The sequence below is a fragment of the Bacillus sp. Bvel1 genome (assembly GCF_014872755.1).
GTDB classification, from domain to species: Bacteria; Bacillota; Bacilli; order Bacillales; family Bacillaceae; genus Bacillus; species Bacillus velezensis.
Map to the genome: position 1 here is coordinate 882,663 of NZ_JAAOBZ010000008.1, position 13,378 is coordinate 896,040.

Here is a 13,378-nt window from a genome sequence, read left to right on the forward strand (position 1 = left end):
CAAAAGAGGCCCATCGTGCGGGCCTCTTTTCATGACAGCTTTTTGCTCATAATGACATCCGTCTCCAGGAATCCCGTCTTCTCATACAGCTTCCGCGCCGTTTCGTTATGAGCGAACACATGGAGAGAAATCTTGCGGACACCCAGATCTTTGGCTTTGTCCTCCAGCCTTGCGAGCGCCTCTTTTGCATAGCCTTTGCCGCGGAAAGGCGGATGAAGGCCGAAATCATAAATAAATGCGTCCTGCTGCGGGTGGTCCGGATCGGCGTGCAGCCAAAGCCAGCCGGCATTTTCCTTTCCGTCCAATGTCAGCGTCCATAAATAGTGATCGGCTGTCTCCAAGCCGTCTGGAAGCAGGTCTTCAAACGCCAGCTCCGCTAATTCCGGCGCTTCTTCAGGCAGCCACGTTCCCGCTTTTACCTTTTCTTCAGCGTAATGCTTGGTTGAATGAGCGAGATAGGACTGAAATTCTTGTCCTGTCATCGGCTGCAGCGTGATAGCCATTGAATCACTCCTTACACGAAAGCGGTATCATGCAGTATTATCCGAAGGCTCCGTTTTCCGCCGGTTTTATGATTTGTTCGGCTTGTGCCGTTGAACCAGTTTGTGCAAATAATCCAATCGAAATGAGACTTGCCAAGGCTGCTGAGAGTACAATGAATTTACATGTTTTCATTACGAATCCCCTCCGTTAATCTCAAAATTTGGTCATTGGCATCAATTGATTCCTGAAAATACTTCGCCGCCGGTTTGTATTTCTCCTGTTTTTTAAAATGCGCCGCGGCCTGATACGACAAATCGGAAACGTCACTCCACAGCTCTTTCCTTCTTAACTCGGCGAAAGCTGATTCAAGCGCTTCTTCATTGCGGTCAATAAAGACATGCTGTAAAATGCGCAGCTTTTGGGTGTATACAGGCTCGTTTTTTTCTTCAGCGGCATTCAGCGCTTTATGCAGCCAAAACCGGCCCTCATCCGTCTTTTCCTGCTTCAATAACACTCTGGCCAGCATGTACAGACTCCGCACCGAATACGCTGATCGCAAATGCTCCTTTTGATCAAGAGCCGTTTCAAACTCGACCCGCGCCTCTTCCAGTTTTTCCTGTCTTTCATAGCAAATGCCTGCGTTAAAGTGGGCGAGCGCTTCAATATGCGGATCGCCCGCTTTGGCGGCTTGATGAACCGCCGTCTGCAGGAGCTCTTCGGCTTTCTGATAGTGGAACAAGTCCATTCTGTTACAGCCGATCACCATTAAACACTGTGCTTCTCTGACCGCGTACATTTCATTGGCTTTGTAGATCTCCAACGCTTTTTCCGCGTGGTTCATCGCAAAGTAGTTTTGGCGGATTTCATAGTAGGCAATCGCCACTTGATAATTAAACTCGGCTCTTTCAATCTCATTCGGTATGTGCCGGAGCCTGCTTTCAGCAATCCGGTAAAAATTAATGGCGTTCATAAACCGTTTACGGTAAAACTCGTGCATTCCGGAAAAGAAATAATAATAGTATTGAATCATCTGGTCTGTTTTTTCTTTATCGGCGTTCAGCTGGATCGTTTTTAAAATGCCGTCTGTTTTCTCATACTCTTCCATTAAAAGCTTATAGCGGGAATCAATTAAATTAAAATAAAGGAGCACCGTTTGATTTTGTGTCATATTTTGCAGATCCGTAAGCAGTTGTTCTCTTAACGCCTCAGCCGATTCAGTGTTGTGCTTTTTGATTTCCTCATACCAGTCACTGATTTTTTTCGCAACTGTTTCGTGGGCCATCACTTCAGCCATCTGTCAGGACACCCCCCTTTCCCATTTTGTGTAATAAATATATCATATTTACAGGTCCAAAAAGAGGGTGACAGCCCGCTAGTTTCCTCGTGGCAACAAAAAAACCTCCGCAGGTGCGGAGGCGCATATTTTATAATAGTTTTTTTCCCAACAAAGATTCCACCAGCTCGACGGCTGTTTTGCCGGTTTTGTTTTTGTGATCGAGGATCGGGTTGACTTCGACAAATTCAGCTGAAGTGATGATGTCGGCATCATACAGCATTTCCATTGCCAAATGGCTTTCACGGTAGCTGATGCCGCCGACGACAGGCGTGCCTACGCCGGGTGCGTCGCTCGGATCAAGGCCGTCTAGATCAAGGCTGAGGTGAACGCCGTCACAGTCTGACAGGTAGTCAATGGTTTCTTCAATGACCTTTGTCATGCCGAGGCGGTCAATCTCATGCATCGTATAGACTTTCATGCCTGTTTCCTTAATGTATTCACGCTCGCCTTCATCAAGCGATCTCGCGCCGATGATGACGACGTTCTCCGGCTTGATTTTCGGGGCATACCCGCCCAGATTCACCAGCGTGTCGTGCCCGACGCCGAGGCTGACGGCCAGCGGCATTCCGTGAATATTGCCTGACGGCGATGTTTCCAGGGTGTTTAAGTCGCCGTGCGCGTCGTACCAGATGACGCCGAGCTGTTTATAGTGCTTTGCCGTTCCTGTCAGCGTTCCGATCGCGATGCTGTGATCGCCGCCCAAGACGAGAGGGAACCGCTCATTCTCAATGACGCTGTCCACCTTTTGGGCGAGCTGCTCGTTCCCCGAGAGCACAGAGTTCAAATTTTTCAGCTCTTCATCATGTTTGAGTTTTTCACGATTGACGGGGATGTCGCCTAAGTCTTCCACCGCATACCCCATGTCAGATAACCGTTCAATGAGATGCGCGTAGCGGATGGCGCTCGGGCCCATGTCCACTCCGCGTCGTGCTTGTCCTAAATCCATCGGCATTCCAATAACTGAGATATTCTTGTTCATCCGTTTTTCCACCTCAACATGTTGTATGTTGTCCTGTGCGGGTTTCTCAAAGATGACTTGGACACGAAAAGATTTAAAGCTCTATCTGTTTTTCTGACTGCTTATGCTTTTTTACATACAGATGATAGACGATAACGCACACCGCCATGAACGGGATGCCGCAATAAAGGGCGAGCCGCTGTTCTGAATCAAATGCGAGACTGATCAGAACGACCGTATTTAACGTCAGCCCGATAATAGGCAGCACCGGGTACAGCGGTGTTTTAAACTTCAGGTCTTCCACTTTGCCGCCTTCGCGGATGTATTTCCGTCTGAACATCAGCTGTGACAGGGAAATCGTGATCCAGCCGACCTGCGCGCTTAGTCCGGCTAATGATAAGAGAAACATATAAACGGTTTCCGGCGCTGCCACTTTAGACAGCAGGGACAGGCAGGCGACGGCCAGCGTCACGATCAGAGCGTTCATCGGCACGCCGCGTTTAGTTGTTTTGCCGAGTGATTTAAAGGCTTGTCCTTCGTTCGCCATGGCATATAAGATACGCGTCGATGCAAACAGGCCTGAGTTGGCCACTGAGAGCAGCGCAATTAAGATAACAAAGTTCATAATATCGGCCGCATATGGAATACCGATTTGTTCAAACACCACGACAAACGGGCTTTCCACCACTCCCGCCTGCTTCCACGGAATCATGCCGGCAATGACGATGATGGAGAGAACGAAAAAGACAAGCGTTCTCCATACCGTCTGCCGGATAGAGCGCGGAATCGTTTTCTCGGGATTTTCACTTTCTCCCGCGGCAACCCCGATCAGCTCCGTTCCCTGGAACGCGAAGTTTACGGTAATCATCGTAATAAGCATAGCCTTAATGCCGTTCGGAAACAATCCATCCTCATAAAAATGAGAGAAGAAAGGAGCCTGCTCGCCGTGTTTCATGTCGATCAGGCCGAACATGGCGGCGCCGCCCAAAATAATAAACAGCAGAATGACTAAAATTTTAATGCCGGAAAACCAAAATTCCGACTCAGCGAACGCTTTTGTGGTAATCGCGTTCAAAAGAAACATCAGTCCGACAAACACGAGGCACCACACCCATACGGGAACATGCGGAAACCAGCGGAGCATCAATTGTCCCGCAGATAAAAACTCAATGGCGCATGTCACCGCCCAGCCGAGCCAGTACAGCCAGCCGAATGCGAAACCGAAAGCGGGGCTGATGAATTTGGTTGCGTACGTCTGAAACGACCCTGATACGGGAAGGGCAACCGCAAGCTCGCCTAAGCAGAGCATTGTCAAAAACATAATAAAACCGCCGACCAGATAAGACAGAACCGCGCCCAGCGGTCCCGCCTGGTTAATTGTAAATCCGGTACTCAGGAAAAACCCGGTGCCGATCACTCCGCCTAATGAAATCATAAACAAATGGCGCGATTTCATTGTGCGCTGAAGCTGATTCTCTTTTTGATTTGTATTCACTATTCTGCACCCCTTCAGCAACTTGTATTGGAACCAAGCCGGTGCTTTGAAACCGATTTGCTGTCCAAAGAGCCTCTATTTGTATATGAATGTTATATGAAATTCATTTTCGTACATAAAGATACATTATACTAAAATACTGTCTCCGCGCAAATAGAGTGTGCTGAATTTTTTATTTGTAAATTCCATACAAGCCGAGGGAAAGCATTTCCGCATCAAGGTTTTACGCGTTTTGAAGGACGCTTGTGATCTTTTGGATCGCCCAGTCCAAGTCTTCCTTGGAAATCATTAACGGCGGTGCAAAACGGATCACGGTATCATGTGTTTCTTTGCATAAAAGCCCTTCGCCTTTCAGCTTTTCACAGTACGGGCGGGCCGCTTCTGTCAGTTCAACACCGATAAACAGGCCGCGTCCGCGCACGTCTTTTATGATCGGGTTATCAATTTTCTCAAGCTCTTCTTTAAAATACCGGCCAAGCTGAAGGGAACGCTCTGCCAGCCCTTCTTCCTCAAGGACTTCAAGAGATGCGAGCGATACCGCGCAAGCGAGCGGGTTTCCGCCGAATGTCGAGCCGTGGGAACCCGGGTTAAACACGCCGAGAATGTCACGGTTCGCCGCGATGCACGAAATCGGGAAAACGCCCCCGCCGAGCGCTTTGCCTAAGATAAACATATCCGGTACGATATTTTCCCAGTCAACCGCGAATGTTTTCCCTGTGCGGCCGAGTCCCGTCTGAATTTCATCAGCGATCAGAAGCACATTTTCTTCCTTACAAATAGCGGCCGCTTCTTGTAAAAATCCTTCCGGCGGAATGACGATGCCCGCTTCTCCCTGAATCGGTTCGAATAAGAAAGCGGCTGTGTTCGGCGTGATCGCCCGGCGCAGCGCTTCCGCGTCTCCGTATGGAATTAATTTTATACCCGGAAGCATAGGTCCGAAACCGCGTTTATACTCATCTTCTGAAGAAAGGGATACCGCAAGCATCGTTCTGCCGTGGAAGTTGCCGATACACGCAATGATTTCCGCCTGATTATCCGCTACTCCTTTGACCTCATATGCCCAGCGTCTCGCCGCTTTGACAGCGGATTCAACGGCTTCCGCCCCCGTATTCATCGGCAGAATCATATCTTTTCCGGTCAGCTTGGCTGTTTTCTCATAAAACGGGCCGAGCTGATCATTATGGAACGCGCGTGACGTCAGAGTGATTTTATCCGCCTGATCCTTCAGCGCCTGAATGATCTTCGGATGTCTGTGCCCCTGGTTCACCGCGGAATAAGCACTCAGCATATCCATATATTGATTGCCTTCAGGGTCTTTTACCCAAACACCCTGCGCTTCGGAAATAACAATCGGCAGAGGATGATAGTTGTTCGCGCCGTAATGTGAAGTTTGACTGATAATTTCTTGAGATTTTGTGAAAGCTGACATAATCTGATTCCCCCTTGTTTTGTAATCATTCAACATTAGATCTTGCTTTCCCTTTTTATAAAGCAAGTTCCGTGCCAATCCGAAAAAACGGGATGTTTCGCCAGCATTCTTTCTTTTCCTGCAAAATATTCCGGCAGTTTGCGTGCAAACTTCAGCCAAGCGCAAAATTTTTTTGCGTTTCCTGTTCGATTTATTTTAAAATAATGAATGTTAAGACGATTGAGAGGGGGAATTGACCTGCACACAACCAGCGAATTTTACACACTCGTGTTACAAAGCATTCTGGAAGAGATTGATGTCGGGCTGCATGTGGTGGACGAAAAGGGCAGCACCGTCATTTACAATAAGAAAATGATGCAGATTGAAGATATGGATGAACGGGACGTCCTGCATAAAAACCTGACTGATGTATTTATGTTTTCCAATCAGCAGGACAGCACGCTCGTTCAGGCCCTTCAAGAAGGCAAAACGATTAAAAATGTAAAGCAGAGCTATTTCAATAACAAAGGCCAGGAAATCACGACGATCAACCACACCTTCCCGATTGTGCAAAACGGCGAGATCAAGGGCGCCGTGGAAATCGCCAAGGACGTCACCAAGCTCGAACGGCTGATCAGGGAGAACATGCACAGAAAAGAACAGAACAGCTACACGTTTGACAGCATTCTCGGCAACAGCCCGGTCATTCAGGAAGTCATCGAAAATGCGAAACGGGCAACCCGTACATCATCGTCCGTGCTTTTGGCCGGCGAGACGGGAACAGGCAAGGAGCTGTTCGCCCAAAGCATTCACAACGGCAGCCAGCGCTCAGGCGCCCCGTTCATCTCACAAAACTGCGCCGCCCTGCCGGACAGTCTGGTCGAAAGTATTTTATTCGGCACGAAAAAAGGCGCCTTTACCGGAGCCATCGACCAGCCCGGCTTATTTGAGCAGGCGCAGGGAGGCACCCTGCTCCTCGATGAGATCAACTCTCTCAATCTCAGCCTGCAGGCAAAACTGCTCCGCGCCCTTCAGGAAAAGAAAATCAGGCGCATCGGATCAGCTCAGGACAAACCGATTGACGTCCGTATCATCGCCACGATGAATGAAGACCCGATCACCGCCATTTCAGAAGAGCGGCTGCGCAAAGATTTATACTACCGCTTAAGCGTTGTCACGCTGATCATTCCCCCGCTCCGGGAGCGCAAGGAAGACATTCTGCCTCTGGCCGAAGTGTTTATTCAGAAAAACAACCACCTGTTTCAAATGCATGTCGATTCGATCAGTGACGATGTGCAGCAATTTTTCCTGGAGTATGACTGGCCGGGCAACATCCGTGAGCTTGAACATATGATTGAAGGCGCCATGAACTTTATGACGGATGAAACGACGATTACGGCGGCCCACCTGCCTTACCAATACCGGATGAAAATCAAACCCGCTGACACGGAAAGCAAAGCAGCCGCAAGCACCCAGCCCGGCACAGATTTAAAAGACAAAATGGAAAACTTCGAAAAATACATGATCGAAAAAACCCTGAGAAAACAAGGCAATAACATATCCAAAACGGCAAACGAGCTCGGAATCAGCAGGCAGAGCCTGCAATACCGCCTGAAAAAATTCGGTCTGGACCGGATGAAATGAATCCATACAAAAAAAGGCTGAGGTGCTCCTCAGCCTTTCGTTTATATCTGATTGGCAAGCCGCTCTCCGGTAAACCAAAAGTTCTCACTCACTGCCAATGTATGTTCCGTATTCTCGACTTGATGCCACCAATGGCGCGGCGCGTAAATGATTTCTCCCGCCTTTTGCCTGAAGCGGATCGGAGACGCCTTTTGCGCCAGCGGTTTTTGCTCTATATCTTTTTCATCAAAGACATTGATATTTCCTTCGTACAAATACGGAGAGTCGTCCGGATGATAGAAAATCCATTCCTTCTCCCCGAAAATGACGCCGTTCCACGCGTGCGTGCTGTTAAAATCCTGATGCAGCGGCGTGCCTGTCTGCTTAGAACCGAGAAAGAACCATTTCCAGTCCCGTCCCGTTTCTTCATCCGCTCTCAATGTGTCTTTTGTAAAATACTCGGGTGCGGAATAGACAAGGTCTAAGTCATTTTGGTTCAGCTGCGTAAAATTCCAGTCACAGTACCATTTGTCATCATTCTGATCAATGTACTCGATATAGTTGGAAAGCTTTACTTGTTTAAACGTTTTGACCCCTTCGATATCTGATTTCCGGATGGTGACCATTCTGTCTCCATAGTGTTCGTCAATGTATTCAAGCGTCCACGGCCTGCATTCCCAGTGATCCATTGCCCCCGTCAAAATAAAAGGTTTCTTATCAGCATACTCGCTTACAAAAAGATCGTACGATAACTCATTGATTGTCAGTCTGTCAATGGTCATATCCATTCCCCTTTTATTCGGCAATCTGCCGTTTTTTTTGTTTGGCGTAACTGTATGGACCTGAAAAGATGGTGACGTTTTGATTCTCAAGCCAGAAAATCTTGTTGAACTTCTCCAGCAGGTTTCTGTCGTGAGAAACGCAGATGATGGTGCCTTGAAACTGCATCAGGCTGTTTTCGAGAATTTCCTGAGATTCAATATCCAAGTGGTTGGTCGGCTCATCCAGGATCAGGACATTCAGCTTTTTTTCCATTAAGATAGACAGCTTCAGCCTGATTCTCTCACCGCCCGACAGGACGGAAAGTTTTTTAAAGACCGACGACCCGTAAAATCCGTACTTGGCCAGCATATTCCGGGCCATGCCCTCTTCAGTCAGCAGATTTTCTTTAAAGAATTGCAGAATCGTCTGACTCGAATCTCCGACGTGGCTCTTTTGATCAATGTAGCCTATCTTAAGATTTTCCCCCACTTTAATGGTGCCGTCCGACAGTTCTCTTTCCCCGATAATGCAGCGGATCAGCGTTGTTTTGCCGACGCCGTTTCTGCCGACGATGCCGATTCTGTCTTTATGCTTTATACGCAGATTCACATTTTGATATAAAAGGGAAGATCCGTTGGCCACCTTTCCGTTTTCAATGAACACAATATCTTTTGAACCGGCGCCCGCTTCCTGAAATGCGTTTTTTAATTTTTGCTCCGTCCGGACCGGCTTATTGATCAGCTCGATCCTTTTCAGCGCCTTTTCCATATTATTCGCGCGTCTGTGCAGCCCGACAGACGGCGGATTCGAGCGGTTGGCCCAATCTCTCAGCTGGGCGATGGATTCCTTCATCTTCTGTATTTTTCTCTGCTGTTCTTCATATTTCTCAAACTGGGCGATGATGAATTCTTCCCGCTTTTTCAGGTATTCGCTGAAACCGTAAGGCCAAATCTTCACCTCGGTATCGTCAATCTCGAGCACTTTCATCGCCGTCTGGTCGGCAAACGTTTTATCGTGGGTCGTAAACAGAATGGTTTTGTTCGATTTTTTAATAAACCCTTCAAGCCACTCAATCGCATGAACATCCAAATGGTTGGTCGGCTCGTCCAGCAGTATAATGTCGTCGTTGCGGATTAAAATTTCGGCAAGGCCGGCTTTTGTTTTTTCGCCGCCGCTCAGCTTTGAAAACGGCTGATCCTTTAATTCGCTGAGGCTGAGCCCGTTGCATACCTCGTCAATCATCGCATGCATCTGGTAGCCGTTGTTCCGCTCAAATGTTTCCGTGTATTGACTGTACTTTTCCAATAAAGCAGTCAGCTCGTCCTCACCCATCGGTTCCGAAAGCTTCAGCTCAATGGCCTTCATTTCCTTCTGGATCGCCGCGAGAGCTTCAAACGATTTTTCCAGATATTGATACAATGTCAGATCCTCATGGGGATCAGCGATCTGCTTCAGCAAACCGACCTTCGCCCCTTTGTTGATCGCAATCGTTCCTTCATCCGCCTCAAGCTCCCCGGAAAGCACCCTGAACAGCGTGCTTTTGCCGGAACCGTTCGGCCCGGCCACAAGCACTTTTTCGCCTTCATTGATGAAGAAAGAAACTTGTTTGAAAATGGTATCTCCCGCTAAATTTACCGTAAGATTATGAATATTCAGCAACTCACATCATCCCTTTGTCATTCTGGTTCAAAGCTCGACTTTATTCTGGATGGCGACGCTCGCTTTCAGTTTGTAAAAGCTGAGCATCATAAACAGCGACAATAAGATGGATAATACCCCGATTGCGGTCAGCAGCAAAGCTGAATCAAAATAGTCCGTTAAGAATCCGATAAACGGAAAGGCAATGAACATGAAGAGCGAGGTCATCAAACTGATAATGGACAGCAGCGTGGCTCTCGTTCTGGACGGAATCTCATTATTCACCACCTGACTGGATACGGGTTCTATCACATCATAGAGCGCGTTGATGACGACAAAAGCTGCAATCGTCACGTACAGACTGCCCGAAGGTATAAACAGATAGGCCGCCCCGATGATGCAGAATGTCAGCAGAAGCACGCGCCTCGGCGTGAATTTTTCCGCCGGCTTTGAAGAAAAGATGGAGCACAGCGCCTGCAAGATGGACAGCCCCGCAAAAATAATGGATATATTGCGCACGGACAGCCCTTCCTGACTTAACAGATCTTGTCCGTACATATAAAAAACCGATGTAATCGCAAAGAAAACGGAGAGTGACAGCACCAAATATTTAAAGGCTTTGTTCAGCCTGAAGAAATCTTTGACTTCTTTTAAGATGTCCCCGACCGTCTGCGTTTCGTGTTCACTGTTTTCAAATTTGATCTCCGTCAGCTGTGTAATGACCGCCATCGCAATCAGCTGAGTCACAATCCCGGCGATAAACACATACGACCATGATATTTCCTGCAAGTAGCCGCCGATGCCCATGGCGATCGCAAGACCGAGTATGACAAGTCCGTTATAATTTCCGATGGATTTGCCGTACCACTTTTCTTTCCCTTGTTCTTTCAGTGAATCAAACAAAAAGGCGTGATCCGTTCCTGATATAAACGTCAGCCCGATACCGTATATAATATGAGCGATGAAGAGGGCGATGAAGTTATGAAAGCTCAGGAACATTACCAAATAGACAATGACCATAAAATGGCCGAGCAAGAGCGATTTTTTTCTCCCGATTCTGTCCGAGATGACGCCGCTCGGCACTTCCGCCAGAAACATCGCCAAATTCAGGACCGATTGCAGGATGCCCACTAGAAACAATGAATAATTCATGCTTGTTAAATATAAAATCCAAATTCCCCGTTCGAAAAAGAAGTTTCCGAAAAAACCGGAGAAGTAAAGCAAATTTCGATTCCGCAAATGAATACCCCTTTCCAGCTATCTGCATTTAACATCATGAACAGAAAGGAGCCCGTCAGTCTTTACACTAAAACCCTCTATACATGGATCTTGCAGATACAGACTTTTCCCAAAACAAATTGGGCAATAATGAGTTGTATTCTCGAATAACCCAAAAAGTTCCTTCTTTTTTTCAGATCCTATGGCATCAATGATCGTTTTTTTCTTCTCCGAATCGCTGATGTCGCGGATGAAATATTTGATATAGCTCAGCTCATGCATATAAGCCGGCAGAAACAAATGGAGCTCAATATCAAACCCGCTTTTATCCATATGGTAATAATCATTGAAATGACTGACGCGGGAGACGGATACGTCCGCTCCGGCCCTCCGAAACAATTCAGCCAGCCTTTCAATGATCTCTCCGTTGGGATAATAATCGGCATAAACAATTCGGATCGGCTCTTCTTTTGTCAAAAGGGGCGGATCTTTCTGCGGTGTCCGTCCGCTTTCCCATATACCGATCAGTGAATCAGTCGGTGTGATGATATGCCCCAAATCCCCGGCCAGCTTTTGTTTATCAAAATAATGCTGAATGAAAGTTCTCAGCATGCCGTCCTTTACCTTGAAGGTAAATAACATCGGCAAATGATTTTCTTTAAAATCAGCATACTGCCGATACCTCATGTTGGAATGATGAAACTGGGTGTGGCAGGTCACATCGGTCTGATTCGCTTCGTACAGCCCGATGCTTTTTTCCAGATCATTATTCAAAATAAATTGGATGATCTGAACGGTGCGGTCATCCGCGGGCGTCATTTTATATTGCGGATTCCGCTCAAATTCCAGTCCCTTCTCAAACGTACGCTTGAATCGGTACGGGCCATTTTCCGGCACATCGCCCCCGGCGGTCGCCGGAATCAGAAAGCTGCTCTGCAAAACGGCTTCTATTTCATCAGACGGCTCGTCCAAGGTGACTTCAAAGCGTTTTTCGCCCGTTACGTTCACCCCGAGCTGATCGGATGAGACGAGGCCTTTTACATACGGAACGGCCTGTTTTATGTTCAGGAAACTGCCGAGATGGGGACTTTGGTTTTCTTTTGTCAGATGATAGATGATCGTTTGAACCACACCCTCGGCGTCACCTAAATAGTCCGGGTGAATGTCCACCTGACAGGTGCGGCGATCTTTGCGGATGATTCGGCAGTTATAGCCGTCCTGCAGGCTTTCATACATAATGCTGCAAATCATCTTGCTTGTGTAATCCTGCGTATCTAATGGGTTCAAGCGTATCGGGCTTGTGTCGATTTCTATTTTCAGAGGGTCGCCCGGTTTTCTCGCCGTACGATGCATCGTCTTCATAAAGCGCTTTCCTTTTGAGAAAGCTTCGTTTCTGTAATATGAAGTCCGTCAAAGTCCAGGCCGATGCGGGTATTCAGGGATTTCGGGCTTCCGCCTGCAAGGTATGTGATAATGTCATGAGACATAAACGAGGATATAATACCGTTTGTCGCTCCTAACGAACCTTTGATCGGTTCATCGGGGTAACAGTTCAGAAGTCCGGCCGGCATGTTTTTTTCATAGGTGACGCCGGATTGATAGGATTCAGGCGTGAGCAGAGGCCCCCATTGGCCGCTGAAGCTGCCGACACCCCCGGTCATAAACGCGATATTCCGCTCCTTACAATACTGATAAACCCATTCAGAAATGTTATGGGGTTTGTCAGCGGCATTTATGACGATATCAATTTCGTACGGATCTAACACACGCAGGTCCTGCGGCTGTGTCATTTCCTGATGGTAAAGTGCTGCGTCCGCATGGGGATTGATACCCGCGATATAATCTCTGCATTCTGAGATCTTTAATTTGCCTACAGAAGATTGAGTATAGACGAATTGTCTGTTCAGGTTATGTACTGATACGGCATCGAAATCAATGAGAATAAAATGCTGCATGCCCGCCGCCAAAAGGTTTTGAAGAATGATCGTTCCGACGCCCCCCAGACCCACGATCGCTGCCCTGCTGCCGTCTAATCTTTTTTGGATCAGATTGGGGTTTTGGTTGTATTTCTCAAAATGGTACAGCTGCTTTTCAGTGATGCAGCCTTCACGGCCGTTTTGCCATGGCTCTATTAAAGCATCCAATTTCATTAACGCATCGAAAAACTGGTTTCCCGCTTCCTCTCCCAGAAGATCAGAAAGCTCTTGTTTTTCACAGCCGGTGATCAGCCGTTCAACCGCCTCTTTGATCTCACTCGTATGCGCAAGCTTAATCGCCTTTCGATATTGAATGATAATATGCCCCGTGTAGGTCAGCACCTGCACGCTGTCTTTAAACTTCCAGCGCTTACAGTCCGTTGACATCATGACATACCCCCTGAATGATAATAACTCCCCAATAAGGGGAGTCACGGCTTTACTAGCAGCGATGCACCAAGCTTGCTGTTTCTGTATCAAG

12 protein-coding genes are annotated in these 13,378 nt (G+C 47.6%); 1 reads left to right on the top strand and 11 read right to left on the bottom strand.

Going from position 1 to position 13,378, the window contains the following annotated elements:
• Window positions 1-29: 29 nt before the first annotated feature.
• The 6 genes from HAP68_RS18810 to HAP68_RS18830 all read right to left on the bottom strand — a co-directional run bounded on the left by HAP68_RS18810 (window position 30) and on the right by HAP68_RS18830 (window position 5,701).
• Window positions 30-503 (bottom strand): GNAT family N-acetyltransferase, encoded by a 474-nt coding sequence (locus HAP68_RS18810; protein ID WP_014306156.1) that lies wholly within the window; start codon window positions 501-503, stop codon window positions 30-32.
• Window positions 504-540: 37 nt separating this feature from the next.
• Window positions 541-675: a hypothetical protein gene (locus HAP68_RS19675; protein ID WP_007407881.1), complete on the bottom strand. Its 135-nt coding sequence runs from the start codon at window positions 673-675 to the stop codon at window positions 541-543.
• Window positions 662-1,777, bottom strand: coding sequence for a response regulator aspartate phosphatase (locus HAP68_RS18815; protein WP_024086023.1), 1,116 nt, complete (start codon window positions 1,775-1,777; stop codon window positions 662-664). The genes HAP68_RS19675 and HAP68_RS18815 overlap by 14 nt, the downstream gene beginning before the upstream one ends.
• A 130-nt stretch (window positions 1,778-1,907) precedes the next feature.
• Window positions 1,908-2,798, bottom strand: a complete 891-nt coding sequence (rocF, locus tag HAP68_RS18820; RefSeq protein ID WP_014306158.1) for an arginase — start codon at window positions 2,796-2,798, stop codon at window positions 1,908-1,910.
• A gap of 73 nt (window positions 2,799-2,871) precedes the next feature.
• Window positions 2,872-4,272 (bottom strand): amino acid permease, encoded by a 1,401-nt coding sequence (locus HAP68_RS18825; RefSeq protein WP_004393132.1) that lies wholly within the window; start codon window positions 4,270-4,272, stop codon window positions 2,872-2,874.
• Between the two features lie 223 nt (window positions 4,273-4,495).
• A complete protein-coding gene (locus HAP68_RS18830) occupies window positions 4,496-5,701 on the bottom strand; it encodes an ornithine--oxo-acid transaminase (RefSeq protein WP_024086024.1) in 1,206 nt (401 codons plus the stop codon).
• Window positions 5,702-5,908: 207 nt separating this feature from the next.
• Between HAP68_RS18830 and HAP68_RS18835 the strand changes: the two genes are divergently transcribed.
• Window positions 5,909-7,324, top strand: a complete 1,416-nt coding sequence (locus HAP68_RS18835) for a sigma-54 interaction domain-containing protein (RefSeq protein ID WP_046341460.1) — start codon at window positions 5,909-5,911, stop codon at window positions 7,322-7,324.
• A gap of 41 nt (window positions 7,325-7,365) precedes the next feature.
• Here the strand turns inward: HAP68_RS18835 and HAP68_RS18840 are convergent, their stop codons facing one another.
• The 5 genes from HAP68_RS18840 to HAP68_RS18860 are packed head-to-tail and all read right to left on the bottom strand — an operon-like array spanning window position 7,366 to window position 13,287.
• A complete protein-coding gene (locus tag HAP68_RS18840) occupies window positions 7,366-8,085 on the bottom strand; it encodes a cupin-like domain-containing protein (protein WP_004393125.1) in 720 nt (239 codons plus the stop codon).
• A gap of 13 nt (window positions 8,086-8,098) precedes the next feature.
• Window positions 8,099-9,724 carry an ABC-F family ATP-binding cassette domain-containing protein gene (locus tag HAP68_RS18845; protein WP_024086026.1) on the bottom strand — a complete coding sequence of 542 codons (1,626 nt, stop codon included), beginning with the start codon at window positions 9,722-9,724 and terminating at the stop codon, window positions 8,099-8,101.
• 27 nt (window positions 9,725-9,751) lie between these two features.
• On the bottom strand, window positions 9,752-10,942 hold the full coding sequence (locus tag HAP68_RS18850; RefSeq protein ID WP_014306161.1) for an MFS transporter: 1,191 nt from the start codon (window positions 10,940-10,942) through the stop codon (window positions 9,752-9,754).
• Window positions 10,943-10,960: 18 nt separating this feature from the next.
• Window positions 10,961-12,283, bottom strand: coding sequence for a periplasmic substrate-binding domain-containing protein (locus tag HAP68_RS18855; protein ID WP_024086027.1), 1,323 nt, complete (start codon window positions 12,281-12,283; stop codon window positions 10,961-10,963).
• The gene (locus tag HAP68_RS18860) at window positions 12,280-13,287 is read right to left on the bottom strand and encodes a ThiF family adenylyltransferase (protein ID WP_041482388.1); all 1,008 of its coding nucleotides are present in this window, start codon (window positions 13,285-13,287) and stop codon (window positions 12,280-12,282) included. The genes HAP68_RS18855 and HAP68_RS18860 overlap by 4 nt, the downstream gene beginning before the upstream one ends.
• Between the last annotated feature and the right edge of the window lie 91 nt (window positions 13,288-13,378).